Source organism: Streptomyces sp. CCM_MD2014, from assembly GCF_000772045.1.
GTDB lineage: Bacteria > Actinomycetota > Actinomycetes > Streptomycetales > Streptomycetaceae > Streptomyces > Streptomyces salinarius.
Genome location: NZ_CP009754.1, coordinates 6,558,099 through 6,583,290, shown reverse-complemented (window position 1 = coordinate 6,583,290; position 25,192 = coordinate 6,558,099). Strand labels below are relative to the sequence as shown.

Here is a 25,192-nt window from a genome sequence, read left to right as displayed (position 1 = left end):
ATGACCACACAGACCACCGCACCCAAGAACACCGGCGCCCCCGCCCAGGGCGACACCTCCGGCCTCATCGGCATACCCGCGAACCTCGGCCGCGCCCTCGCCACCGGCGGCGGCATCCTCACCGTCGTCTCCACCTTCCTCGCCTGGACCTGGACCGCCGAGTTCCCCGGCGACCTCACCGTCTACGGCTACCCGGGCGGCCTCCAGGTCCTGGTACTCATCGCCGGCGCCGTCACCACCCTCTTCGGCCTCGCCTCCTACGGCATCAAGGGACTGGGCTGGCTCGCACCCGCCGGCGCCGACGCGGCACTCAAGTTCGCCGCACTCGCCGCCTTCGCCACCACCTGGTACACGATCATCGCGATCAGCGCCCAACTCGGCGGCGTCGTCAACCTCGAACCCGGCGGCTACATCGCCGCAGCCGTCACCCTCATCGCGTTCCTCGGCGCACTCGCCCTCCCCTTCGAACGCCCCGAACCCGACCCGTTCGACCCCGACGACACCGGCTGGGACCAGTTCAAGCACACCAGCTCGCACAACTGGCAGACCATCCGCGCGGCCTTCGCCTCCAAAGAGCCCCGGCCCGTACGCGCCCTGCCCTCCTCCATCGAAATCCTCATCATCGTCGCCGTCCTCGCACTGGCCCTGCTCGTCTTCACCTACGGCATCGGCACCGAGTACGACGAACTCTTCGTCGGCTTCCTCATCGTCTCCGGCTTCGGCTTCACCGCACTCCACCGCTCCGGACTGATCAGCCACGCCACCGAGATCACCGCACGGCACCAGAACATCACCATCTGCGGCGCCTTCATCGCAGCGGCCTGCTTCCCCTTCACCCAGTCCGACGACCAGTACGCCACCCTCGGCGTCTACATCCTGATCTTCGCCACCGTCGCCCTCGGACTCAACATCGTCGTCGGCCTCGCCGGCCTGCTCGACCTCGGCTACGTCGCCTTCCTCGGCGTCGGCGCCTACGCCGCCTCCATGGTCTCCGGCTCCCCCAGCTCGCCCTTCGACCTGCACCTGCCCTTCTGGGCCGCCGTCCTCGTCGGCGCCGCCGCCTCGCTGATCTTCGGCGTCCTCATCGGCGCACCCACACTGCGACTGCGCGGCGACTACCTCGCCATCGTGACGCTCGGCTTCGGTGAGATCTTCCGAATCACCGCCAACAACCTGGACGGCACCTCGGGACCCGACGTCACCAACGGCTCCAACGGCATCTCGTCCATCCCCGACCTCAAAATCCTCGGCTTCGACCTCGGGATCTCCCACGACATCGGCGGCTTCACCCTCGGCCGATTCGCCAACTACTTCCTGCTGATGCTCATCATCACAGCCGTCGTCGTCCTCGTCTTCCGACGCAGCGGCGACTCCCGCATCGGCCGCGCCTGGGTCGCCATCCGCGAGGACGAGACCGCCGCGCTCGCCATGGGCATCAACGGCTTCCGCGTGAAACTCATCGCCTTCGCCGTCGGCGCCTCGCTCGCCGGACTCGCCGGCACCGTCCAGGCCCACGTCACCTACACCGTCACCCCCGAGCAGTACCTCTTCGCCGGCACCACACCGCCCAACTCGGCCTTCCTGCTCGCGGCCGTCGTCCTCGGCGGCATGGGCACCATCGCCGGCCCGCTCATCGGCGCGGCACTGCTGTTCCTCATCCCCAACAAGCTCCAATTCCTCGACGACTACCAGCTCTTCGCCTTCGGACTCGCACTCGTCCTGCTGATGCGCTTCCGCCCGGAGGGCCTCGTCGCCAACCGGCGCCGCAAGCTGGAGTTCCACGAAGAGGCCGACGCGCCCGCAGTCCTGAGCAAGACAGGGGCCTGACCACCATGACCACCGACACCACCACCAAGGACACCGCACCGGGCGCCCCGGCCCCCGGCACCACCATCCTCGACGCCCGCGGTGTCACCATGCGCTTCGGCGGACTGACCGCCGTCAACGGCGTCGACCTCACCGTCAACAGCGGCGAGATCGTCGGACTCATCGGCCCCAACGGCGCCGGCAAGACCACCTTCTTCAACTGCCTCACCGGCCTCTACATCCCCACCGAGGGCGAAGTCCGCTACAAGGGCCGGGTCCTGCCCGCCAAGTCCTTCAAGGTGACCGCCGCCGGCATCGCCCGCACCTTCCAGAACATCCGCCTCTTCGGCAACATGACCGTCCTGGAAAACGTCCTCGTCGGCCGGCACACCCGGACCAAGGAAGGCTTCTGGTCAGCCGTCCTGCGCGGCCCCGGCTTCCACCGCGCCGAGGCCGCCTCCCGCGAACGCGCCACCGAGCTCCTGGAGTTCGTCGGCCTGTCCGCCAAAGCCGACCACCTCGCCCGCAACCTCCCCTACGGCGAACAGCGCAAACTCGAGATCGCCCGCGCACTCGCCAGCGAACCGGGACTGCTGCTCCTGGACGAACCGACCGCCGGCATGAACCCGCAGGAGACCCGGGCCACCGAAGAACTGGTCTTCGCCATCCGCGACAAGGGCATCGCCGTCCTCGTCATCGAGCACGACATGCGGTTCATCTTCAACCTCTGCGACCGCGTCGCCGTCCTCGTCCAGGGCGAGAAACTCGTCGAGGGCGACAGCGCCACCGTGCAGGGCGACGAACGCGTCGTCGCCGCCTACCTCGGCGAACCCCTCGCCGACGACCCCGGCGCCGCCGAAGCCGCCGAGGTGGAAGCCGCCGAAGCCGCCCAGGCCTCCAGTGCCCCGGACACCCCCGAGAGCTCCGAGGCCGACACCACCACGGACACCGCGGCCGGCAAGGAGAACGACCGATGACCGCACTCCTCGAGGTCGAGGACCTCCGCGTCGCCTACGGCAAGATCGAAGCCGTCAAAGGCATCTCCTTCAAGGTCGACGCCGGCGAGGTCGTCACCCTCATCGGCACCAACGGCGCCGGCAAGACCACCACCCTGCGCACCCTGTCCGGCCTGCTCAAGCCGGTCGGCGGCCAGATCAGGTTCGGCGGCAAGTCCCTCAAGAAGGTCCCCGCCCACCAGATCGTCTCCCTCGGGCTCGCCCACTCGCCCGAAGGCCGGCACATCTTCCCGCGCATGACCATCGAGGACAACCTCCGCCTCGGCGCCTTCCTGCGCAGCGACCGGGCCGGCATCGAGAAGGACATCCAGCGCGCCTACGACCTCTTCCCCATCCTCGGGGAACGCCGCAAGCAGGCCGCCGGCACCCTCTCAGGCGGCGAGCAGCAGATGCTCGCCATGGGCCGCGCCCTGATGTCCCAGCCCAAACTGCTCATGCTCGACGAACCCTCCATGGGCCTCTCGCCGATCATGATGCAGAAGATCATGGCGACCATCGCCGAGCTGAAGTCCCAGGGCACCACCATCCTGCTCGTCGAGCAGAACGCCCAGGCCGCCCTCTCCCTGGCCGACCACGGCCACGTCATGGAGGTCGGCAACATCGTCCTGTCCGGCAGCGGCCAGGACCTCCTCCACGACGAGTCGGTCCGCAAGGCCTACCTCGGCGAGGACTGACGCCTCCGACGGGACCGCCCCACGACTGAGGCCCGCGCCCCCTACGGGGACGCGGGCCTCACGCGCATTTCAAGGTCTCAGCCCTTGGACGCCTTCTTCTCCTCGGCGTCCTGGATGACCGCCTCGGCCACCTGCTGCATCGACATCCGCCGGTCCATCGAGGTCTTCTGGATCCACCGGAAGGCGGCCGGCTCGGTCAGACCGTACTCCGTCTGCAGCACCGACTTGGCACGGTCCACCAGCTTGCGGGTCTCCAGCCGCTGGCTGAGGTCGGCGACCTCCTTCTCCAGCGCCTTCAGCTCGGTGAACCGCGAGACGGCCATCTCGATCGCCGGCACGACGTCGCTCTTGCTGAACGGCTTCACCAGATACGCCATCGCCCCGGCGTCCCGGGCCCGCTCCACCAGGTCGCGCTGCGAGAACGCGGTCAGCATCAACACCGGCGCGATGCTCTCCTCGGCGATCTTCTCGGCCGCGGAGATGCCGTCCAGCTTGGGCATCTTCACGTCCAGGATGACCAGGTCGGGCTTGTGCTCCCGGGCCAGCTCGACGGCCTGCTCACCGTCACCGGCCTCGCCGACGACGGAGTACCCCTCCTCCTCCAGCATCTCTTTGAGATCCAGCCGGATGAGCGCCTCGTCCTCGGCGATGACGACACGGGTCGTCAGCGGAGGAACGTGCGACTGGTCGTCGTCGGTCACGTCGGCGGGCTGGGGCGACTCGGGGGCGGTCACGTGGGCGCTCCTTGTTCCGGGGCAGGCGGTACTGCTTCTGAGAGCCTACCTAGCTGCGGCTGGCTGCGGTGAACCGGTACACTCCTCAAGGCTGACCGGCCGGGTTGGCGGAACTGGCATACGCGGATGTCTCAAACACATCTGTTCGAAAGGACATACGGGTTCGAGTCCCGTACCCGGCACAGACACCAAAAGCGGAGGATCACACTCGCGTGATCTTCCGCTTTTTCATTCCCTGAGTGACCGCGATTAACTCAGTGTGTTGCCATGGAATAGCACAGTCCTTCGGTCGGCGCACACGCTGTCGCTCTCATGAATCAGGGGGTCCCCACCGTGTAGTTGCCGCCCAGCCCAATGTCCCGCGCGGGACCGTGGGCTGGTGGCGATGTGAGGACCGCAAAGCGCGCGGCGAGATGTACCGGCACCCAACCGATTGCCCACGGTGTACGGGGCGCCAGTTCGGCAAAGTGGCGTATGCCTACCTGCCGGGCCTGCACCTCGGCGACGGCCACATCGTCTCGAAGACCAGTCAGCACCACCTGTCGATCTTTCTCCGTAGCCCGCAAAGCCTCCGTAGCCCTCATGGACGCGCACGTCGGCCCCGAGTACTGACTACCTGGGCCCGTCGTCCTCCCCGATGTGGTGCACCCGCACCAGGTTGGTCGTGCCCGACACCCCCGGCGGCGAGCCCGCCGTGATGACCACGACGTCGCCCTTCTCGCAGCGTCCGTAGCGGGTGAGCAGCTCGTCCACCTGGTCGACCATCGCGTCCGTGGAGTCCACGTGCGGGCCGAGGAAGGTCTCCACGCCCCAGGTCAGGCTGAGCTGGGAGCGGGTCGCCGGTTCGGGGGTGAAGGCGAGCAGGGGGATGGGCGAGCGGTAGCGGGAGAGGCGGCGGACGGTGTCGCCCGACTGGGTGAAGGCGACCAGGAACCTGGCGCCGAGGAAGTCGCCGATCTCGGCGGCGGCGCGGGCGACGGCGCCGCCCTGGGTGCGGGGCTTGTTGCGTTCGGTCAGCGGGGGGAGCCCCTTGGCGAGGATGTCCTCTTCGGCCGCTTCGACGATGCGGGCCATGGTGCGGACCGTGTCGGTGGGGTGCTTGCCGACGCTGGTCTCGCCGGAGAGCATGACGGCGTCGGTGCCGTCGATGACGGCGTTGGCGACGTCGGAGGCCTCGGCGCGGGTGGGGCGGGCGTTGTCGATCATCGAGTCGAGCATCTGGGTGGCGACGATGACCGGCTTGGCGTTGCGCTTGGCGAGTTTGACGGCGCGCTTCTGGACGATCGGGACCTGTTCGAGGGGCATTTCGACGCCGAGGTCGCCGCGGGCGACCATGATGCCGTCGAAGGCGGCGACGATGTCCTCGATGTTCTCGACGGCCTGCGGTTTCTCGACCTTGGCGATGACGGGGAGGCGGCGGCCCTCTTCGTCCATGATGCGGTGGACGTCGAGGATGTCGCGTCCGCTGCGGACGAAGGAGAGGGCGATGACGTCGAAGCCGGTCCGCAGCGCCCAGCGGAGGTCGTCCTCGTCCTTCTTCGACAGGGCGGGCACGGACACCGCGACGCCGGGGAGGTTGAGGCCCTTGTGGTCGGAGACCATGCCGCCTTCGATCACCTTGGTGCGTACGCGGGGTCCGTCGACGTCGGTGACCTCGAGGCAGACTTTGCCGTCGTCGACGAGGACGCGTTCGCCGGGGGTGACGTCTTCGGCGAGGCCGGCGTAGGTGGTGCCGCAGGTGTGGCGGTCGCCTTCGACGCCTTCTTCGACGGTGATGGTGAAGGTGTCGCCGCGTTCGAGGAGTACGGGTCCTTCACCGAAATGGCCGAGGCGGATCTTCGGACCCTGAAGGTCGGCGAGGGCGCCGACGCTGCGTCCGGTTTCGTCGGACGCCTTGCGGACCCGGTGGTAGCGCTCTTCGTGTTCGGCGTGGGTGCCGTGGCTGAAGTTGAAGCGGGCGATGTCCATTCCGGCGTCGACCAGGTCTTTGATCTGGTCGTACGAGTCGGTGGCGGGCCCAAGGGTGCAGACGATCTTTGCTCGGCGCATGGGTCGAGCCTATGACTTACTGCCGGGTAGCGAATTGGTTGCGCGTGACCACTCAACATCCTTTGAGTGAAGGGGTATTGACAAGTGTTGAATTGTGCGGCGGGGTGCTCTGATGAGCATTCGGGTGGGGCCGCACCTCTTGACAGGAGACATGTTCAGGACAGAATCTACGCGCGTTGCCACTGTTTGCACGGGTCTCCGAGGAGAGTCAGTCATGCCGTTGAACCGCCGTACATTCCTGAGCAGGTCCGCTGTGACGGGGGCGGGTGTCGCGCTGGCCGGCGCGGCGGCGGCTCCGGCGGCCGAGGCGGCGGCCCCCGCGTACCAGGGGCGCAAGGGCGGGAAGCCCAAGCGGTATGCGCTGACCGTGCTCGGCACCACCGACCTGCACGGGCACGTCTTCAACTGGGACTACTTCAAGGACGCCGAGTACACGGACGCGGCGGGCAACGCGCAGGGCCTCGGCCGGATCTCCACCCTGGTGAACCGGGTGCGTGAGGAGAGGGGCCGCCACAACACGATGCTGGTGGACGCGGGCGACACCATCCAGGGCACCCCGCTGACGTACTACTACGCGAAGGTGGACCCGATCACCGCCGAGGGCGGCCCGGTGCATCCGATGGCGCAGGCGATGAATGCCATCGGCTACGACGCCGTGGCCCTCGGCAACCACGAGTTCAACTACGGGATCGAGACGCTGCGCCGGTTCGAGGAGCAGTGCGACTTCCCCCTGCTCGGCGCGAACGCGGTGGACGCGAAGACGCTGAAGCCGGCTTTCCCGCCGTACTTCATGAAGACGTTCCGGGTGAAGGGCGCGCCGCCGGTGAAGGTGGCGGTGCTGGGGCTGACCAACCCGGGGATCGCGATCTGGGACAAGGCGTACGTGCAGGGGAAGCTGGCCTTCCCGGGTCTGGAGGAGCAGGCGGCCAAGTGGGTGCCGAAGCTGCGTTCGATGGGCGCGGACGTGGTGGTCGTCTCGGCGCACTCGGGCTCGTCGGGCACGTCCTCCTACGGCGACCAGGTGCCGTACGTCGAGAACGCGGCGGCCAACGTGGCGCGGCAGGTGCCGGGCATCGACGCGATCCTGGTGGGGCACGCGCACGAGGAGATCGCGGAGCTGAAGGTCGTCAACGAGGAGACCGGGAAGACGGTCGTGCTGTCGGAGCCGCTGTGTTACGCCGAGCGGCTGACCCTGTTCGACTTCGAGCTGGTCTTCGAGCGGGGCCGCTGGCACGTGGAGTCGGTGAAGGCGTCGCTGCGCGACTCCAACACGGTCGAGGACGATCCGCGGATCACGAAGCTGCTGGCGGACGAGCACGCGAAGGTCGTGGCGTACGTCAACCAGGTCGTCGGCACCGCCACCGAGACGCTGACGACGGTGGAGGCGCGGTACAAGGACGCCCCGATCATCGACCTGATCACGAAGGTGCAGGAGGACGTGGTCAAGGCGGCGCTGGCGGGCACGGAGTACGCCGCGCTGCCGGTCCTGGCGCAGGCGTCGCCGTTCTCGCGGACCTCGCAGATCCCGGCGGGCGACGTGACGATCCGGGATCTGTCGAGTCTGTACGTGTACGACAACACGCTGGTCGCGAAGCTGCTGACGGGTGCGCAGGTGCGGGCGTACCTGGAGTACTCGGCGGAGTACTACGTGCGGACGGCGGCCGGTGCGCCGGTGGACGTGGAGAAGCTGACCAACGCCAACGGCCGCCCGGATTACAACTACGACTACGTGTCGGGGCTGAAGTACGAGATCGACGTGGCGCAGGCGGCCGGTTCGCGGATCAAGAACCTCACGTACGGCGGTGCTCCGCTGGACGACGCGCAGCAGTTCGTGCTGGCGGTGAACAACTACCGGGCCAATGGGGGCGGCGCGTTTCCGCACGTGGCGTCGGCGAAGGAGCTGTGGTCGGAGTCGACGGAGATCCGTACGCGGATCGCGGAGTGGGCCACGGAGAAGGGTGTGCTGGACCCGAAGGACTTCGCGTCCGTGGACTGGGTGCTGACGCGGGACGGCGTGCCCGTGTTCTGACCTGCGGTGTGCGGAGCATGTGAGGCGGCCTCAGATTCCGTCCGCCAGTGGGGTGAGTTCCCGGTGGTGGCGTGCGGACGGGATCTGGGGCCGGCCGTCTTCCAGGCCGAAGGTGGTGAAGGCGGTGCGGCCGGGCAGCGGATAGGGCTCTTGTCCGGTGAGGTCGTTGAGGATGGTGGCGCTGCGCCAGGCGGCGAGGCCGAGGTCGGGGGTGCCGACGCCGTGGGTGTGCGTCTCGGCGTTCTGGACGTAGACGTGACCGGTGACGCAGGGGTCGAGGACGAGGCGGTGGCGGTCGTCGACGCGGGGGCGTTCGCGGTTGTCGCGCCGCATGTAGGGGTCGAGGCCGGCGAGGAGGCGGCCGAGGGGGCGTTCGCGGTGGCCGGTGGCGAGGACGACGGCGTCGGTGGTGAGGCGGGAGCGGGTTTTCTGCTGTTCGTGTTCGAGGTGGAGTTCGATCTGGGTGGCGCCGATGCGGCCGGCGGTGCGGACGTGGACGCCGGGGGTGAGGGTGGTGTCGGGCCAGCCGCCGTCGAGGGTGCGGTGGTAGAGCTCGTCGTGGATGGCGGCGGTGGTGTCGGCGTCGATGCCCTTGTGGAGCTGCCACTGGGCGGCGACGAGGCGGTCGCGGACGGGTTCGGCCAGGTTGTGGAAGTAGCGGGTGTAGTCGGGGGTGAAGTGTTCCAGGCCGAGCTTGGAGTACTCCATGGGGGCGAGTGCTTCGGTGCGGCCGAGCCAGTGCAGGCGTTCGCGGCCGGTGGGGCGCCGGCGGAGCAGGTCGAGGAAGATCTCGGCGCCGGACTGGCCGGTGCCGATGACGGTGACGTGTCCGGCGGCCTGGAGGGTGTCGCGGTGGCGGAGGTAGTCGGCGGCGTGGACGACGGGGACGGCCGGGTCGTCGACGAGGGGTCTGAGCGGGTCGGGGACGTGGGGTTCGGTGCCGACGCCGAGGACGACGTTGCGGGTGTGGGTGCGGCCGAGGGCCTCGGCCTCTCCGTCGGCGTCGAGTTGAGTGTAGTCGACCTCGAAGAGGTCGCGTTCGGGGTTCCAGCGGACGGCGTCGACCTGGTGGTGGAAGCGGAGGGCGGGCAGGTTGTCGGCGACCCAGCGGCAGTAGGCGTCGTATTCGGCGCGTTCGATGTGGAAGCGTTCGGCGAAGTAGAAGGGGAAGAGGCGTTCTCTGGCGCGGAGGTGGTTGAGGAAGCTCCAGGGGCTGGTGGGGTCGACGAGGGTGACGAGGTCGGCGAGGAAGGGCACTTGGACGCGTGCGCCGTCGATGAGCAGACCGGGGTGCCAGCGGAAGTCGGGTCGCTGTTCGTAGAAGACGGTGTCGAGGCCGGTGAGGGGATCGGCGAGGGCGGCGAGGGAGAGGTTGAAGGGGCCGATGCCGATGCCGACGAGGTCGCGGGGGGTGTCGTGGGCGGGGTGCGGGGTGGTGTTCATCGGGGGGTGTGTCCTTCCACGAGGGTCAGGAGGGCGGCGAGGTCCTCCGGTCGGGTGTGGGGGTTGAGGAGGGTCGCCTTGAGCCAGAGCCGGCCGTCGGCGCGGGCGCGGCCGAGGACGGCGCGGCCGGTGGTGAGCAGGGTGCGGCGTACGGCGGCGACGGTGTCGTCGGTGGCGCCCGCGGGCCGGAACAGGACCGTGCTGATGGCGGGTGGGGTGTGCAGCAGGAACCCGGGGTGTTCTTCGACCAGGCCGGCGAAGTCGTGGGCGAGGGCGCAGACGGTGTCGACGAGGGCGCCGAGTCCGGTGCGGCCCAGGGTTTTGAGGGTGACGGCGGCTTTGAGGATGTCGGGGCGGCGGCTGGTGCGCGGGGAGCGTGCGAGGAGGTCGGGGAGTCCGGCGTCGGTGTCGTCGTCGGCGTTGAGGTAGTCGGCGCGGTGGTGGAGGGCGGCGAGGTCGTCGGTGTCGGTGAGGGTGAGGAGGCCGGCGGGGATCGGCTGCCAGCCGAGTTTGTGCAGGTCGAGGGCGACGGTGTCGGCGGCCTCCAGTCCCGCGAGTCGTGGGCGGTGCCGTTCGCTGAAGAGGAGGCCCGCGCCGTAGGCGGCGTCGACGTGGAGGCGGGCGGCGTGGGCGGCGCAGCGGTCGGCGATGTCGGGGAGCGGGTCGATGAGCCCGGTGTCGGTGGTGCCGGCGGTGGCGGCGACGAGGTGGGGTCCGGGGACCTGGGTGAGTGCCTCGTCGAGGGCGGCGGGGTCGAGGGTGCCGGCGGGGGCGGGGACGACGACGGGGTCGGGCAGGCCGAGGAGCCGGGCGGCGCGGGGCAGGGAGTGGTGGGCGTTCTCGCCGTGGACCAGCCGCAGGTGGGCGCCGCGCCTCTCGCGGGCGAGCAGGACGGCGAGTTGGTTGGACTCGGTGCCGCCGGTGGTGACGAGGGCGTCGGCGGCGCCGGCCTCGCGGGCGAGGGCGCGGGTGACGAGGGCTTCCAGGGCGGAGGCGGCGGGTGCCTGGTCCCAGGAGTCGAGGGAGGGGTTGAGGACGCTCGCGGCGAGGTCGGCGGCGGCCGCGACGGCGAGTGGCGGGGCGTGCAGGTGGGCGGCGCACAGGGGGTGGGCGGGGTCGGCGGCGCCTTCGGCGAGCGCGGTGACCAGGGTGCGGAGCGCGTCGGGGTCGCCGCGGTCGGGCAGGATGTCGCCGGCCGCGTCGGCCACCCGGGCGGCGACGGCGTCGGGGCCGCCCGCGGGGAGCGGGCCGCCGCGTGCGGCCGTGCCGGTGCGCAGGGCGTCGAGCACGGTGTCGAGCAGGGGTCGCAGGGCGTCGGTGCCGTGCGGGCCCGAGGCGAGGGGCGGCAGGCCCATGAGCGGTCCTTGGGGCACGGGGACTGGGGTTCCAGCTTGTACGCATGGATGCGTGTGCGCCCGGACAGCTCAGTGATCCAACCCGAAAGGGGTATCCCGGCGGCCCGTCACCGGGCCTCGCGGCCGGTCCGCTCCCCCGCCCCGCCGGAGAGGGGGCCGGCCGCGTCCGCGCTCAGTCGGTGTTCGCCTCCCGTACCCGCAGGGCGCGGGCCAGGTCGTCGAGTTGGTCGGTGAGCTTGCGGCGCAGGGCGGGGATGGGGTCGGCGCCGGCGAGGCACTCCTGGCCGAGGCGGAGGGTGTCGGCGTCGACGGCGTGGGCCGGGAAGGCCCAGCGCCCGGCGGCGTCGGCGATGGCGGGCCCGCGGCGGGCGGCGAGGGCGACGGCCTCGGTGTAGTAGCGCGGTACGTAGCCGGCCACGAGGTCGGCCTGTTCGGGCTGCCAGAAGCCCTGCGCGGTGGCGGTGAACAGGTAGTTGGAGAGGTCGTCGGAGGCGAACATGGCGTCCCAGGCGCGGGCCTTGGCCTCGGCGTCGGGCAGCGCGGCGCGGCAGCGGGCGGCGCCTTCCTGGCCGGTGGCGCTCGGGTCGTTCGCCAGCTCGGCGGCGATGGCGGCCTCGTCGGTGGCGCCGAGGACGGCGAGCCGGGTGAGGATGCGCCAGCGCAGCTCGGGGTCGAGTTCGGGTCCGCCGGGGACGGTGCCGTCGGCGAGCCAGGCGGCGATGGTGTCGGGGTGGGCGGCGGTGGAGATGCGGTGGCGTACGGCGATCAGGCGCAGGCCGGGGTGGTCGCCGTCCTCGGTGCGGCGGATGAGGTCGCGGCACAGCTCGGCGAGGGTGTTGAGGGCGGCGGGCCGCTGCCGGGGGGTGACGTAGCGGTCGGCGACCTGGCCGGCGGCGAAGGCGAGGACGCCGTCGACGAGGGCGAGGTCGGTCTCGTGCGGGAGGTGGGTGCGGGCGATGTCGAGGTAGGTGGCGGCGGGGAGTTCGCCGTCGCGGACGGCGTCCCTGAGGGCGTTCCAGACGACGGCCCGGGTGAGCGGGTCGGGCAGGCCGGACAGGCTCTCGCGGACGGCGTGGAAGGAGCCGGCGTCGAAGCGGATCTTGGCGTAGCTCAGGTCGCCGTCGTTGAGGACGACGAGGGCCGGGAGCTTGCCGATGGGCCGGGGTCCGTCCTGGGGGACGTCGATGTCGAGGCGTTCGCGCGGGGTGAGGCGGCCCTCCTCGCCCGGGTCCTGGTCGTAGAGGCCGACGGCGATGCGGTGGGGGCGTTCGCCGGTGCGGTGGACGGTGAGGGCGCGGCTGCCGTTGTCGCCGGTGATGCTCGGGGTGAGGGTGTCGACGCCGGTGGTGCGCAGCCAGGCGTCGGCCCAGGCGTGGACGTCGCGGTCGGTGGCGGCGGCGAGGGAGTCGATGAAGTCGGCGAGGGAGGCGTTGGCGAACTTGTGCCGTTCGAAGTGGGTGTTGATGCCGGCCAGGAAGTCCTTCTCGCCGAGCCAGGCGACGAGCTGGCGCAGGGCGGAGGCACCCTTGGCGTAGGAGATGCCGTCGAAGTTGAGGAGGGCGGAGGCGGTGTCCTGGACGTCCTCGGGGGCGACGGGGTGGGTGGAGGGGCGCTGGTCGGCGTCGTAGCCCCAGGCCTTGCGGGTGACGCCGAAGTCGGTCCAGGTGTCCGTGAAGCGGGTGGCCTCGGCGGTGGTCTGGTAGCCCATGTACTCGGCGAAGGACTCGTTCAGCCAGATGTCGTCCCACCAGCGCAGGGTGACGAGGTCGCCGAACCACATGTGGGCCATCTCGTGGGCGATGACCATGGCGCGGGTCTGGCGCTGGGTCTCGGTGACGGCGGAGCGGAAGACGAACTCGTCGCGGAAGGTGACGAGGCCGGGGTTCTCCATGGCGCCGGCGTTGAACTCGGGGACGAACGCCTGGTCGTAGGAGTCGAACGGGTAGGGCTCGGTGAACTTCTCGTGGTAGCGGTCGAAGCAGGCGCGGGTGACGTCGAGGAGTTCGTCGGCGTCGGCGTCCAGGTGCGGGGCGAGGGAGCGGCGGCAGTGGATGCCGAAGGGCAGGCCGCGGTGCTCGGTGCGTACCGAGTGCCAGGGGCCGGCGGCGACGGCGACGAGGTAGGTGGAGATCAGCGGGGTGGTGGCGGCCTTCCAGCGGCCGTCACCGGTGTGCTCGGTGATGCCGTTGGCAAGGACGGTCCAGCCCTCGGGGGCGGTGACGGTGAGGTCGAAGACGGCCTTGAGGTCGGGCTGGTCGAAGGCGGCGTAGACGCGCTGGACGTCGTCGAGGAAGAGCTGGGTGTAGACGTAGGTCTCGCCGTCGGTGGGGTCGGTGAAGCGGTGCATGCCCTCGCCGGTGCGGGAGTAGCGCATGGCGGCGTCGACGCGCAGTTCGTGCTCGCCGGGGGCGAGGTTCTTCAGGGCCAGCCGGTTCTCGTCGAGCGCGGCCGGGTCGAGGGGGTGTCCGTCCAGGGTGACGGTGCGCAGCTCCGCGGGCTTGACCTCGACGAAGGTGTCCGTGCTGTCGGTGTCGCCGCGGACGGTGAACCGGATGACGGTGCGGGAGTCGAAGGTCTCGTCCCCACGGGTGAGATCGAGGTCGATCGCGTAGTGGTGGACGTCGAGGAGCCGGGAACGGGTCTGCGCTTCGTCGCGCGTCAGTACGGACATGCACGACATGCTGCCTGATGCGGTGGGCAGGGCACAGAGGCGGTTCGGTACGCGCGGTATGTCCGCTCCGCCGCGCCGGCCGTCGTGCTCTGCCGGCGTGCGCCCCCGCGGGCGGGGGCGCGGCCGTCTCAGTCGGTGGCCGGTGCGGCGGCGGTGCCGTCGCTCTCGGCGATGCGCTCGTGGTGGTGGATCACCTCGGCGACGATGAAGTTCAGGAACTTCTCGGCGAACGCGGGGTCGAGTTTGGCGCTCTCGGCGAGGGCGCGCAGCCGGGCGATCTGCCGGGCCTCGCGGGCCGGGTCGGCGGGCGGCAGCCGGTGGCGGGCCTTGAGGTGGCCGACCTGCTGGGTGCACTTGAAGCGCTCGGCGAGCATGTGGACGACGGCCGCGTCGATGTTGTCGATGCTGTCCCGCAGCCGGGCCAGCTCCTCGCGGACGGCGGGTTCGACGGCACCGGTACCGGTGTTGCTGGTGGTCATGGGCGCACACCCTACGGGCGCCGGCCGGGCTGTCGCAGACCGTCTCAGGCGCTGAACGCCGCGCGGCTCCCGTGCGGTCCTACAGTGGGACGAGCAGGACTCAGGGAGCAGGGTTCAGGCGTCTTGGGGGTAGGGCGTGGCGAACGGCGGACCGGTCGAGCACGGGTTCCCGCACCTGGAGACGGTGCGGGAGGCGGTCACGGCGCTGTACCGGCGGCTGTCGTACGACACCGTGCGGACGTTCTCGGCCAGTGTGGCCCCGGTGGACGTGGCGTTCTGCGACACGGACGACCTGTATCTGGGTGCGCAGCGGGTGGCCCGTGAGCTGGTGCGGCACTACCGGCTGCCGGACGCCCGCATGATCGTCTCCTTCCGCGAGATGACGCACGCGGCGAACGTGGAACTGACGGCGGGACCGGAGTACTTCATCGAGCTGAACGACCGCTTCCGCACGCATCGCCGGGACATCGGGGCGGCGCTCGCGCACGAGGTGATGCACGTCTACCTGCACCGTCTGGACCTGTCCTTCCCGGGCACCCGGGCCAACGAGATCCTGACCGACACGGCGGCGACGTACCTGGGCGCGGGCTGGCTGCTCCTGGACGCCTACCGGGAGGACGGGGCGTCCTCGCAGAAGCTGGGGTATCTGACGCCGGAGGAGTTCGGCTACGTGCTGGCCAAGCGGGCGCTGGTGTTCGGGGAGGATCCGTCGGTGTGGTTCACCAGTCCGCAGGCGTACACGGCGTACGGCAGGGGGCTGGAGCGGGCGCGGCGGGACGAGCGGCAGCCGCCGCTGACGGCGGCCGGCTGGGCGGGCCGCCGCCGCTACGCCCGGGACCGCCGCCACGCGCAGGACCCGCACGCGGCCGGTCCGGCGGCGGACGGCGACGCGTACGCGTTCACGGCTCAGGCTCCGGGGCAGCTGCGGGTGTCGTTCCCGTGTCCGACGTGTCACCAGCGGATCAGGGTGCCGGTGCGGGGTCGGGTGCGGGCGCGGTGCGGGCTGTGCCGGACGGTGCTGGAGTGCGACACGTGATCGGGGCCGCGGCACGGGGGTGCTGCTTCAATACCGCACATGACGGAGACGATCAGCGAGCCCTGGGGGCTCAGTGTGTTCGGTGCGGGCAGCGTGCGGATGGCGCCGCAGTTGGTACGGGTGAAGCTGGGCGTGGACATGCTGGAGCCGTCGCCGGACCGGGCCTTCCAGCAGGCGGGGGCGGCGGTGTCACGGCTGCGTGAGGCGCTGCGGCGGCACGGGATACCGGACACCTCGGTCTCGGGCTCCCGGCTCAGGCTCACTTCCCAGTACGACGGTTATGGACCCGAGCAGAAGTTCCTCGGGTATCGCTGCTCGGCCTCGTACTCCGTGGAGACGGAGGCGCTGGACGACCTCCAGCAGCTGATCGTGGACGCGGTCGACGCGGGGGCGCACCGGATCGACCACGTCGAGTTCGACGTGCGGGACAAGTCGGAGCTGCGGGACGAGGCCCGTCGCAGGGCGGTGGCCGCCGCCCGGCGCAAGGCCGAGGTGTACACGGAGGCGGCGGGCGTGCGGCTGGGCCCGGTGGTGCACATCCAGGACGTGGACGCGGAGAACTTCGTCCAGTACCGGGGTCACGGCCGGGCGGACGCCGGTGCGGCCGGTGACCTGGCGCCGGGGGCCGTGCAGGTGTCGGCGGGTGTGGTGCTGGGTTTCTCCCTGACGCACTGACCTCCGCGTCCGGACGTTCTCAGGCGGGCCGCACGATGCCCTGGGCGCGTGCGGCCGCCAGCCACTGGGGGAACTCGCCCACCAGCCGGTCGTAGAGGTCGGCGTCGGTGACCTCGCGGGGGTCGCGGCCGGCGTGGAAGAAGCCGGCGTTGTCGACGACGCGCTTGCCGGGCACCGCGAGTTCGTCGAGCTTGCGCAGGTAGTCGAACTGGCGGCTGTCCGGGTCGCCGAAGCCGACGAACTGCCAGAACAGCGGCAGTGGCGCCGCCTTGCACAGGTACCGCTCGGCGGCGAGCCGGTTGATCGGGCCGCCGTCGGTCTGGAAGACGACCAGGGCCGGGTGGCGGGAGCCGCTGTCGAGGTAGTGGTCGATGACGGCGTCCATGGCCAGGTGGTAGCTGGTCTTGCCCATGTGGCCGAGGCCGGACACGATCTGCTCGATCCGCCCCTGGTGGTCGGTGAGCGCGATCTCGGTGACGGCGTCGACGTCGGTGGAGAAGAACACCACGGGCACGGTGCCGTCGTCGTCGAGGTGGGCGGACAGGCTCAGCACGCGGTCGGCGAGCGCCTGTACGCTGCCGTCCTTGTAGTAGGGCTTCATCGAGCCGGGGTAGTCGACGACGAGGTAGACGGCCGCCCGGGTCCCGTCCATGCCGTGTTTGGTGAGCGACACCCCGGCGGTCTTGTACAGATCGACCAGCGCGGGCGCGCTCTCCCGCACCTTGGTGAGACTGATCGCGGCCATGCGGACTCCCCCGTCACTGTTGCTCTGCGGCATCCGGGTGCCGAGGGTACGGCACGGCGCACCCCGCCTCCCGGCCGGTCCACCGGCATTCGCTATTTTGTTCGCCGCCGTCCCCACCGGCTCACCGTCCGCTCGTCCCGAGGAGCCGGCCTCCGTGGATTCCGAGTCCACCGCCACCACCTGCTACCGCCATCCCGCGGTGGAATGTCACGTCCGCTGCACCCGCTGCGAGCGGTACGTCTGCCCCGACTGCATGCGCGAGGCGCCCGTCGGCCACCGGTGTCCGGAGTGCGTGAGGGAGGGGACGCGGCCGGTGCGGCAGGCCCGGACCCTCGTCGGGGGCCGGATCTCGACGACGCCCGTGGTGACGTACGTGCTGTTCGCGCTGAACGTGCTGGCGTACCTGGCGGTGCTGGTGCGGCCGGGGCTCGTCGACCGGTTCGCCATGGTGGGTTCGCGGCTGATCGGTCCCGACGGCACCCCTCTGGCCGGCGGCGGCGTCTTCCTGAGCCCCGGGCCGCTGCGGTGGGAAGGTGTCGCCGGGGGCGAGTGGGAGCGGCTGCTGACCGGCGCTTTCCTGCACCGGTCGCCCTTCGAGGACACGTTCGGGCTGGTGCACATCACGCTGAACATGGTCGTGCTGTGGCAGTTGGGGCGGGTGGTGGAGCTGATGCTCGGCCGGGTGCGGTTCGCCGTCCTGTATCTGCTGTCGGCGCTCGGCGGTTCCGTCCTGGAGCTGGTCCTCGCCGATCCCGGACAGGTCTCGGTCGGCGCGTCCGGTGCGGTCTTCGGGGTGGGGGCCGCGTACTACGTGCTGCACCGCAGGCTGGGCGCCGTAAGGGGGCGGGCCGGCCGTTTCGCGGCCGGGCTGCTGCTGTGGCTGGTGGTGTCCGCCTGGTTCACCTCGTGGCAGGGTCATCTCGGGGGCCTGCTGGTGGGCGGTGCGCTGGCCCTGGCCTACGCTTACGCGCCCCGGGACGGACGCCGGGTGGCGGTGCAGGCCGGGACGGGGGCCGGGCTGGTGGTGCTGCTGGTGGTGACGGCGGCGGTGAAGGTGTCGGAACTGACCGGCGGAAGTGTTCCCCTATGAGAGGTGTCCCCCTGTGAAACGTGTCGGAGTGCTGTTCCTCGGGGCCCTTCCCGTGATCGCCGCGGGCGTGTACCTCGCCGTGCCGGACGATTCGGCCGGCTCGGCGGACACCGCGTCCTCCGCGTCCTCGTCGTCCCCGGCCACCGCCAGGTCGGCCCGCGACGACGCCAAGGACCGGGCCGAGGAGGAACGCGAGGCGGACGACGCGCTCATCGCCGACCTGCCGCCGGGGCTGGCCGCGCCGGCGAAGAAGGAGCTGGCCCAGCAGCTCGTGTCCAGCGCAGAGAACTCGACCACGAAGTGGCGCACCGCCTACGGCAGCATCGAGGACGTCGGCGACGGCGACGGGTACACGGCGGGCATCATCGGCTTCTGCACCGGCACCCACGACCTGCTCATGCTGGTCGAGCGCTACTCCGAGGCCCACCCGGACAACGGCCTCGCGAAGTACCTGCCCGCCCTGCGCAAGGTGGACGGCAGCGACTCCCACGAGGGCCTGGACCCGGGCTTCACGGCGGCCTGGCGGGCGGAGGCCGAGGTCCCGGCGTTCCGGGAGGCGCAGGAGGCGGAGCGCGACCGGGTCTACTTCGAACCGGCGGTGCGGCTGGCCAAGCTGGACGGCCTGGGCACGCTGGGCCAGTTCGTCTACTACGACGCGATGGTCTTCCACGGCCCCGACACGGACGCCGAGGGCTTCTACGGGCTGCGCGAGCGGGCCATGGCCGAGGCGAAGACGCCGGGCCAGGGGGGCTCCGAGAAGGCCTACCTGGAGACCTTCCTGGACGTCCGGAAGCAGGCCATGCAGGCCAAGCGCCCGGGCATCGACACCTCCCGCGTCGACACGGCCCAGCGCCGGTTCCTCGCGGCCGGGAACATGGAGCTGGAGACGCCGCTGGTGTGGGAGATGTACGGGGACACCTACCGGGTGCCCTGAGCATGCGACGGCGCCTGCCCTTGGTCCGGTCGGGGACGGGGCAGGCGCCATCAGTGTTCCGCACGCCTTTGTGCGGGACGTTCTTCGGTTGTTCCGTCCGTCAGACCGCGAGGGCGCGGTCGGTCGGGCGGATCGGGGCCGGCAGGTCGCTGGCCCCGGTCAGGAAGCGGTCGGCGCCGCGCGCGGCCGAGCGGCCCTCGGCGATGGCCCACACGATGAGCGACTGGCCGCGGCCGGCGTCACCGGCGACGAACACACCCGGCACATTGGTCTGGAAGTCGGCGTCCCGGGCGATGTTACCCCGTTCGTCGAGCTCCAGGCCGAACTGGTCGACGAGACCGTTCTCCTTGTCGGTGCCGGTGAAGCCCATGGCGAGGGTGACCAGCTGGGCCGGGATCTTGCGCTCGGTGCCCGGCTTCGGGGTGAGCTTGCCGTCGATGAACTCGACCTCGCTCATGTGCAGCCACTGGACGTTGCCGTCCTCGTCGCCCTCGAAGTGGGTGGTGGAGACGGCGTAGACGCGCTCGCCGCCCTCCTCGTGGGCGCTGGTGACCTTGTACAGCATCGGGAAGGTCGGCCAGGGCTGGGTGACCGGGTTCCGCTCCTCGCCGGGGCGGGGCATGATCTCCAGCTGGGTGACGGAGGCGGCGCCCTGGCGGTGGGCGGTGCCCACGCAGTCGGCGCCGGTGTCGCCGCCGCCGATGACGACGACGTGCTTGCCCTCGGCCGTGATCGGGGGCGCCACGTAGTCGCCCTCCTGGACCTTGTTGGCCAGCGGCAGGTACTCCATCGCCTGGTGGATGCCGTTCAGCTCGCGGCCGGGGACCGGCAGGTCGCGGGCGGTGGTGGAGCCGGCGGCGATGACGACGGCGTCGTAGCGCTTCTTCAGGTCGGTCGCCTTGAGGTCGCGGCCGATCTCGACGCCGGTGCGGAAGCGGGTGCCCTCCGCGCGCATCTGCTCTATGCGGCGGTTGATGTGCCGCTTCTCCATCTTGAACTCGGGGATGCCGTAGCGGAGGAGGCCTCCGATGCGGTCCGCGCGCTCGTAGACGGCGACGGTGTGGCCGGCCCGGGTGAGCTGCTGGGCGGCGGCCAGACCGGCCGGACCCGAGCCGATCACGGCGACGGTCTTGCCGGACAGGCGCTCGGGGATGCGCGGGGCGACGTCCCCGGTCTCCCACGCCTTGTCGATGATCGAGACCTCGACGTTCTTGATGGTGACCGGCGGCTGGTTGATGCCGAGCACGCACGCCGACTCGCACGGGGCCGGGCACAGCCGGCCGGTGAACTCCGGGAAGTTGTTGGTGGCGTGCAGGCGCTCGGACGCGGCCGACCAGTCCTCGCGGTAGGCGTAGTCGTTCCACTCGGGGATCAGGTTCCCGAGGGGGCAGCCGTTGTGGCAGAACGGGATGCCGCAGTCCATGCAGCGGCTGGCCTGCTTGCTGATGATCGGCAGCAGGGAGCCGGGGACGTAGACCTCGTTCCAGTCCTTGACGCGCTCCTCGACGGGGCGGGTCCTGGCGACCTCGCGTCCGTGGTTCAGAAAGCCCTTGGGATCAGCCATTGGTCGCCGCCTCCATCATCTTCTCGGTGGTCTCGGTCTCGGAGAGACCGGCTCGCTCGGCGGCGTCCTTGGCGGCGAGCACTGCCTGGTACGTGCTGGGGATGAGCTTGCTGAAGCGCTCCACGGCGGCGGGCCAGTCGGCGAGCAGCTTCTCGGCGACGGTGGACCCGGTCTCCTCGGCGTGGCGGCGCACCACGTCGTGCAGCCAGTCCTTGTCGGCGTCGTCCAGGGCGTGGATCGCGTCGACGTTGCCGGCGTTGACGTTGTCGCGGTCGAGGTCGACGACGTAGGCGATGCCGCCGGACATGCCGGCCGCGAAGTTGCGCCCCGTCTCGCCGAGGACGACCGCGTGGCCGCCGGTCATGTATTCGCAGCCGTGGTCGCCGACGCCCTCGGAGACGACCAGCGCGCCGGAGTTGCGGACGCAGAAGCGCTCGCCGACCTTGCCGCGCAGGAACATCTCGCCGCCGGTGGCGCCGTAGCCGATGGTGTTGCCGGCGATGGTGGAGTACTCGGCGAGGTGGTCGGCGCCCCGGTCGGGGCGGACCACGATCCGGCCGCCGGACAGGCCCTTGCCGACGTAGTCGTTGGCGTCGCCCTCCAGGCGCAGGGTGATGCCGCGCGGGACGAAGGCGCCGAAGGACTGGCCGGCGGAGCCGGTGAAGGTGATGTCGACGGTGTCGTCGGGCAGACCGGCGCCGCCGAACTTCTTCGTCACCTCGTGGCCGAGCATGGTGCCGACCGTGCGGTTGATGTTGCGGATGGCGACCTGGGCGCGCACCGGGGCGGCCTGGGTGGCATCCGGGGCGGCCAGCGCGTCGGCGGCCAGCTTGATCAGCTGGTTGTCGAGCGCCTTCTCCAAGCCGTGGTCCTGGGCGACGGCCTGGTGGCGCACCGCGCCCTCGGCCAGTGCGGGCACGTGGAACAGCGGGGCCAGGTCGAGGCCCTGCGCCTTCCAGTGGTCGACGGCCCGGGTCACGTCGAGGGTCTCGGCGTGCCCGACGGCCTCCTCGATGGAACGGAAGCCCAGTTCGGCGAGGATCTCGCGGACCTCTTCGGCGATGAACTTGAAGAAGTTCACGATGTACTCGGCCTTGCCGGAGAACCGCTCCCTGAGAACCGGGTTCTGGGTGGCGATGCCGACCGGGCAGGTGTCCAGGTGGCAGACGCGCATCATGACGCAGCCGGATACGACGAGCGGCGCGGTCGCGAAACCGAACTCCTCGGCGCCGAGCAGCGCGGCGATGACGACGTCGCGGCCGGTCTTGAGCTGGCCGTCGGTCTGGACGACGATCCGGTCGCGCAGGCCGTTGAGCAGCAGGGTCTGCTGGGTCTCGGCGAGGCCCAGCTCCCAGGGACCGCCCGCGTGCTTGAGCGAGGTGAGCGGGGAGGCGCCGGTGCCGCCGTCGTGGCCGGAGATGAGCACGACGTCCGCGTGCGCCTTGGACACGCCCGCCGCGACCGTGCCGACGCCGACCTCGGAGACCAGCTTGACGTGGATCCGCGCCTGCGGATTCGCGTTCTTCAGGTCGTGGATCAGCTGGGCCAGGTCCTCGATGGAGTAGATGTCGTGGTGCGGCGGCGGGGAGATCAGGCCGACACCGGGGGTGCTGTGCCGGGTCTTGGCGACCCAGGGGTACACCTTGTGGCCGGGGAGCTGGCCGCCCTCGCCGGGCTTGGCGCCCTGGGCCATCTTGATCTGGATGTCGTCGGCGTTGACCAGGTACTCGCTGGTGACGCCGAAGCGGCCGGAGGCGACCTGCTTGATGCTGGACCGGCGCGCCGGGTCGTACAGGCGCTCCGGGTCCTCGCCGCCCTCACCGGTGTTGGACTTGCCGCCCAGCTGGTTCATGGCGATGGCGAGGGTCTCGTGCGCCTCCTGGGAGATGGAGCCGTACGACATGGCGCCGGTGGAGAAGCGCTTGACGATCTCGGAGACGGGCTCGACCTCGTCCAGGGGGATCGGCTGCCGGTCCGACTTGAAGCCGAACAGGCCGCGCAGCGTCATCAGCCGCTCGGACTGCTCGTTCACCCGCTCGGTGTACTTCTTGAAGATGTCGTACGTGCCGGAGCGCGTGGAGTGCTGGAGGCGGAAGACCGTCTCCGGGTCGAACAGGTGCGGCTCGCCCTCGCGGCGCCACTGGTACTCGCCGCCGATCTCCAGCGCGCGGTGGGCCGGCGCGATGCCGCTGGCCGGGTACGCCTTGGCGTGGCGGGCGGCGACCTCCTTGGCGACGACGTCGATGCCGACGCCGCCGATCTTGGTGGCGGTGCCGTTGAAGTACTTGGCGACGAAGGCCTCGTCCAGGCCGACGGCCTCGAAGACCTGGGCGCCCCGGTAGGAGGCGACGGTGGAGATGCCCATCTTGGACATGACCTTGAGGACGCCCTTGCCGAGGGCGTAGATCAGGTTGCGGATGGCCTGCTCGGTCTCGATGCCGGGCAGGAAGGTGCCCGCGCGGACCAGGTCCTCGACGGACTCCATCGCGAGGTACGGGTTGACCGCGGCGGCGCCGAAGCCGATGAGCAGGGCGACGTGGTGGACCTCGCGGACGTCGCCGGCCTCGACCAGCAGGCCCACCTGGGTGCGCTGCTTGGTGCGGATGAGGTGGTGGTGGACGGCGGAGGTGAGCAGCAGCGAGGGGATCGGCGCGTGCTCGGCGTCCGAGTGGCGGTCGGACAGGACGATCAGCCGGGCGCCGTTCTCGATGGCGGCGTCGGCCTCGGCGCAGATCTCCTCGATGCGCGCGGCCAGCGCGTCACCGCCGCCGTGCACCCGGTAGAGGCCGGAGAGGGTCGCGGCCTTGAAGCCGGGCATGTCGCCGTCGGCGTTGATGTGGATGAGCTTGGCCAGCTCGTCGTTGTCGATCACCGGGAAGGGCAGCAGGACGCTGCGGCACGAGGCGGCCGTCGGGTCCAGCAGGTTGCCCTGGGGGCCCAGCGAGGAGCGCAGGGAGGTGACCAGTTCCTCGCGGATGGCGTCCAGCGGCGGGTTGGTGACCTGGGCGAAGAGCTGGGTGAAGTAGTCGAAGAGCAGCCGGGGGCGCTCGGAGAGCGCGGCGATCGGCGAGTCGGTGCCCATGGAGCCGATGGGCTCGGCGCCGGCCTTGGCCATCGGCGCGACGATGACCCGCAGCTCCTCCTCGGTGTACCCGAAGGTCTGCTGGCGGCGGGTGACCGAGGCGTGGGTGTGGACGATGTGCTCGCGCTCGGGCAGGTCGGACAGCTCGATCTCGCCGGCTTCCATCCATTCGGCGTACGGCTGCTCGGCGGCGAGCTGGGCCTTGATCTCGTCGTCCTCGATGATGCGGTGCTCCGCGGTGTCCACGAGGAACATGCGGCCGGGCTGCAGGCGGCCCTTGCGGACGACCTTGGCGGGGTCGATGTCGAGGACGCCGACCTCGGAGCCGAGGACGACGAGACCGTCGTCGGTGACCCAGTAGCGGCCGGGGCGCAGACCGTTGCGGTCGAGGACGGCGCCGACCTGGGTGCCGTCGGTGAAGGTGACGCAGGCGGGGCCGTCCCAGGGCTCCATCATCGTGGAGTGGAACTGGTAGAAGGCGCGCCGGGCCGGGTCCATGGAGTCATGGTTCTCCCACGCCTCCGGGATCATCATCAGCACGGAGTGCGGCAGCGAACGCCCGCCCAGGTGGAGCAGTTCCAGGACTTCGTCGAAGGACGCGGAGTCCGAGGCGTCCGGCGTGCAGATCGGGAAGATCCGCTCCAGGTCCGCGGACGAGCCGAACAGGTCCGAGGCGAGCTGGGACTCGCGGGCGCGCATCCAGTTGCGGTTGCCCTTGACCGTGTTGATCTCGCCGTTGTGGGCGACGAAGCGGTACGGGTGGGCGAGCGGCCAGCTCGGGAAGGTGTTGGTGGAGAACCGGGAGTGCACCAGCGCGATCGCGGAGGCGAAGCGGCGGTCGGACAGGTCCGGGAAGAACGGCTCGAGCTGGCCCGTGGTGAGCATGCCCTTGTAGACGATGGTCCGCGCGGACAGCGACGGGAAGTAGACGCCGACCTCGCGCTCGGCGCGCTTGCGCAGCGCGAAGGCGTGGCGGTCCAGGGCGATGCCCTGCGAGGTGCCGTCGGTCACGAAGATCTGGCGGAAGACCGGCATGGTCGAGCGGGCGGTGGCGCCGAGCATCTGCGGGGCGACCGGTACCTCGCGCCAGCCGAGGACGGTGAGGCCCTCCTCGGCGGCGATGGTCTCGATGCGGGAGACGGCGTCGTCGGTGCCGTCGACCGGCAGGAAGGCGATACCGACGGCGTACGACCCGGCCTCGGGCAGTTCGAATCCGGCCACCTCACGGAAGAAGGCGTCCGGCACCTGGGAGAGGATGCCCGCGCCGTCGCCCGAGTCGGGCTCGGAGCCGGTGGCGCCGCGGTGCTCCAGGTTGCGCAGCACGGTGAGTGCCTGGTCGACCAGGGTGTGGGACGCCTCGCCGGTGAGGGTGGCGACGAAACCGACGCCGCACGCGTCGTGTTCGTTGCGGGGGTCGTACATACCCTGCGCGGCAGGGCGAGCATCCATGAAGGACCAGTTCTGGCCATTCGCGGAGTGCTGGGACGGCTGGCGCGGCGTACGCATCGGCTCTCCCGTCGTCGTCATCTGGCATGTGGCAAGTGCCGAGGGACGACGTTGGCCCTCTGCGGTGGTGCAGCAGTCGCTGAAAAATTTGGTGCAGGCTACATGATGGATTGGTTCTCGGTAAACGGGACAATCCGTTCCAACATGCGGACACCGACGGGGTGCGGCAGGGGTTCCGTACCCGTGGTGGAGGCTGTGGGGACCGAGGCGAACAGATCGATGTCCGTCGGCCCGAGGGGGCGGAGGGAGCGTCGTCGCCCACTCCGCGGATGCGCGGCAGGCCTCATTGCCCACAGCGCTTACG

General features: G+C 70.6%; 18 protein-coding genes and 1 tRNA gene. 10 read left to right on the top strand and 9 right to left on the bottom strand.

The features are described 5' to 3' along the window. Genes NI25_RS29235 through NI25_RS29225 form a run of 3 tightly spaced genes read left to right on the top strand, consistent with a single transcriptional unit; the run spans window position 1 to window position 3,496 of the window. Window positions 1–1,827, top strand: a complete 1,827-nt coding sequence (locus NI25_RS29235; protein WP_061445309.1) for a branched-chain amino acid ABC transporter permease — start codon at window positions 1–3, stop codon at window positions 1,825–1,827. A gap of 5 nt (window positions 1,828–1,832) precedes the next feature. Continuing rightward, entirely contained in the window at window positions 1,833–2,783 is a 951-nt protein-coding gene (locus tag NI25_RS29230) for an ABC transporter ATP-binding protein (protein WP_061445308.1), read from the top strand. Continuing rightward, window positions 2,780–3,496: an ABC transporter ATP-binding protein gene (locus NI25_RS29225; protein WP_061445307.1), complete on the top strand. Its 717-nt coding sequence runs from the start codon at window positions 2,780–2,782 to the stop codon at window positions 3,494–3,496. Before NI25_RS29230 ends, NI25_RS29225 begins: the two co-directional genes overlap by 4 nt. 77 nt (window positions 3,497–3,573) lie before the next feature. Here the strand turns inward: NI25_RS29225 and NI25_RS29220 are convergent, their stop codons facing one another. Beyond that, window positions 3,574–4,230, bottom strand: coding sequence for an ANTAR domain-containing response regulator (locus NI25_RS29220; RefSeq protein WP_061445306.1), 657 nt, complete (start codon window positions 4,228–4,230; stop codon window positions 3,574–3,576). A gap of 98 nt (window positions 4,231–4,328) precedes the next feature. Between NI25_RS29220 and NI25_RS29215 the strand changes: the two genes are divergently transcribed. Next, a tRNA-Leu gene (locus NI25_RS29215) sits at window positions 4,329–4,412 on the top strand. A gap of 430 nt (window positions 4,413–4,842) precedes the next feature. On the opposite strand, the gene pyk is transcribed toward NI25_RS29215, so the two are convergent. Next, a complete protein-coding gene (gene pyk, locus NI25_RS29210) occupies window positions 4,843–6,279 on the bottom strand; it encodes a pyruvate kinase (RefSeq protein ID WP_061445305.1) in 1,437 nt (478 codons plus the stop codon). Between the two features lie 214 nt (window positions 6,280–6,493). Between pyk and NI25_RS29205 the strand changes: the two genes are divergently transcribed. Beyond that, window positions 6,494–8,308, top strand: coding sequence for a bifunctional metallophosphatase/5'-nucleotidase (locus NI25_RS29205; protein ID WP_061445304.1), 1,815 nt, complete (start codon window positions 6,494–6,496; stop codon window positions 8,306–8,308). A gap of 30 nt (window positions 8,309–8,338) precedes the next feature. Here the strand turns inward: NI25_RS29205 and NI25_RS29200 are convergent, their stop codons facing one another. The 4 genes from NI25_RS29200 to NI25_RS29185 form a co-directional block, all read right to left on the bottom strand. Beyond that, complete coding sequence (locus NI25_RS29200) at window positions 8,339–9,751, bottom strand: lysine N(6)-hydroxylase/L-ornithine N(5)-oxygenase family protein (protein ID WP_061445303.1); 1,413 nt, start codon at window positions 9,749–9,751, stop codon at window positions 8,339–8,341. Next, window positions 9,748–11,106, bottom strand: a complete 1,359-nt coding sequence (locus NI25_RS29195; protein ID WP_061445302.1) for a pyridoxal phosphate-dependent decarboxylase family protein — start codon at window positions 11,104–11,106, stop codon at window positions 9,748–9,750. The genes NI25_RS29200 and NI25_RS29195 overlap by 4 nt, the downstream gene beginning before the upstream one ends. Window positions 11,107–11,278: 172 nt before the next feature. Further along, window positions 11,279–13,777: an aminopeptidase N gene (pepN, locus tag NI25_RS29190; protein ID WP_061447151.1), complete on the bottom strand. Its 2,499-nt coding sequence runs from the start codon at window positions 13,775–13,777 to the stop codon at window positions 11,279–11,281. A gap of 128 nt (window positions 13,778–13,905) precedes the next feature. Then, window positions 13,906–14,256: a chorismate mutase gene (locus tag NI25_RS29185; RefSeq protein WP_061445301.1), complete on the bottom strand. Its 351-nt coding sequence runs from the start codon at window positions 14,254–14,256 to the stop codon at window positions 13,906–13,908. A 136-nt stretch (window positions 14,257–14,392) separates the two neighbouring features. Between NI25_RS29185 and NI25_RS29180 the strand changes: the two genes are divergently transcribed. Both NI25_RS29180 and NI25_RS29175 read left to right on the top strand, forming a co-directional pair. Beyond that, the gene (locus NI25_RS29180) at window positions 14,393–15,292 is read left to right on the top strand and encodes a hypothetical protein (RefSeq protein WP_061445300.1); all 900 of its coding nucleotides are present in this window, start codon (window positions 14,393–14,395) and stop codon (window positions 15,290–15,292) included. A 39-nt stretch (window positions 15,293–15,331) separates the two neighbouring features. Then, entirely contained in the window at window positions 15,332–15,967 is a 636-nt protein-coding gene (locus tag NI25_RS29175; protein WP_061445299.1) for an SIMPL domain-containing protein, read from the top strand. A 19-nt stretch (window positions 15,968–15,986) separates the two neighbouring features. Here NI25_RS29175 and NI25_RS29170 read toward each other — a convergent pair whose 3' ends face one another. Next, window positions 15,987–16,712: a vWA domain-containing protein gene (locus NI25_RS29170; protein WP_199561044.1), complete on the bottom strand. Its 726-nt coding sequence runs from the start codon at window positions 16,710–16,712 to the stop codon at window positions 15,987–15,989. A gap of 154 nt (window positions 16,713–16,866) precedes the next feature. Here NI25_RS29170 and NI25_RS29165 point away from each other — a divergent pair, with 154 nt between their 5' ends. Further along, window positions 16,867–17,802, top strand: coding sequence for a rhomboid family intramembrane serine protease (locus NI25_RS29165; RefSeq protein WP_061445297.1), 936 nt, complete (start codon window positions 16,867–16,869; stop codon window positions 17,800–17,802). A gap of 13 nt (window positions 17,803–17,815) precedes the next feature. Beyond that, window positions 17,816–18,736 carry a chitosanase gene (locus tag NI25_RS29160; protein ID WP_061445296.1) on the top strand — a complete coding sequence of 307 codons (921 nt, stop codon included), beginning with the start codon at window positions 17,816–17,818 and terminating at the stop codon, window positions 18,734–18,736. A 100-nt stretch (window positions 18,737–18,836) separates the two neighbouring features. Here NI25_RS29160 and NI25_RS29155 read toward each other — a convergent pair whose 3' ends face one another. Then, window positions 18,837–20,300 carry a glutamate synthase subunit beta gene (locus NI25_RS29155; protein ID WP_061445295.1) on the bottom strand — a complete coding sequence of 488 codons (1,464 nt, stop codon included), beginning with the start codon at window positions 20,298–20,300 and terminating at the stop codon, window positions 18,837–18,839. Next, window positions 20,293–24,831: a glutamate synthase large subunit gene (gene gltB, locus NI25_RS29150; protein WP_061447150.1), complete on the bottom strand. Its 4,539-nt coding sequence runs from the start codon at window positions 24,829–24,831 to the stop codon at window positions 20,293–20,295. Before gltB ends, NI25_RS29155 begins: the two co-directional genes overlap by 8 nt. Here gltB and NI25_RS39820 point away from each other — a divergent pair. Then, window positions 24,830–24,994, top strand: a complete 165-nt coding sequence (locus NI25_RS39820; RefSeq protein ID WP_167751764.1) for a hypothetical protein — start codon at window positions 24,830–24,832, stop codon at window positions 24,992–24,994. The genes gltB and NI25_RS39820 overlap by 2 nt on opposite strands. The last annotated feature ends 198 nt before the right edge of the window (window positions 24,995–25,192 follow it).

Bases quoted from the DNA above. Each gene is read 5' to 3' on its own strand.
- NI25_RS29200 (WP_061445303.1), bottom strand. From the start codon at position 9,751: ATGAACACCACCCCGCACCCCGCCCACGACACCCCCCGCGACCTCGTC.
- NI25_RS29235 (WP_061445309.1), top strand. From the start codon at position 1: ATGACCACACAGACCACCGCACCCAAGAACACCGGCGCCCCCGCCCAG.
- NI25_RS29155 (WP_061445295.1), bottom strand. From the start codon at position 20,300: ATGGCTGATCCCAAGGGCTTTCTGAACCACGGACGCGAGGTCGCCAGG.
- pyk (WP_061445305.1), bottom strand. From the start codon at position 6,279: ATGCGCCGAGCAAAGATCGTCTGCACCCTTGGGCCCGCCACCGACTCG.
- NI25_RS29225 (WP_061445307.1), top strand. From the start codon at position 2,780: ATGACCGCACTCCTCGAGGTCGAGGACCTCCGCGTCGCCTACGGCAAG.
- NI25_RS29175 (WP_061445299.1), top strand. From the start codon at position 15,332: ATGACGGAGACGATCAGCGAGCCCTGGGGGCTCAGTGTGTTCGGTGCG.
- NI25_RS39820 (WP_167751764.1), top strand. From the start codon at position 24,830: ATGAAGGACCAGTTCTGGCCATTCGCGGAGTGCTGGGACGGCTGGCGC.
- NI25_RS29185 (WP_061445301.1), bottom strand. From the start codon at position 14,256: ATGACCACCAGCAACACCGGTACCGGTGCCGTCGAACCCGCCGTCCGC.
- gltB (WP_061447150.1), bottom strand. From the start codon at position 24,831: ATGGATGCTCGCCCTGCCGCGCAGGGTATGTACGACCCCCGCAACGAA.
- NI25_RS29205 (WP_061445304.1), top strand. From the start codon at position 6,494: ATGCCGTTGAACCGCCGTACATTCCTGAGCAGGTCCGCTGTGACGGGG.
- NI25_RS29195 (WP_061445302.1), bottom strand. From the start codon at position 11,106: ATGGGCCTGCCGCCCCTCGCCTCGGGCCCGCACGGCACCGACGCCCTG.
- NI25_RS29230 (WP_061445308.1), top strand. From the start codon at position 1,833: ATGACCACCGACACCACCACCAAGGACACCGCACCGGGCGCCCCGGCC.
- NI25_RS29170 (WP_199561044.1), bottom strand. From the start codon at position 16,712: ATGGCCGCGATCAGTCTCACCAAGGTGCGGGAGAGCGCGCCCGCGCTG.
- pepN (WP_061447151.1), bottom strand. From the start codon at position 13,777: ATGTCCGTACTGACGCGCGACGAAGCGCAGACCCGTTCCCGGCTCCTC.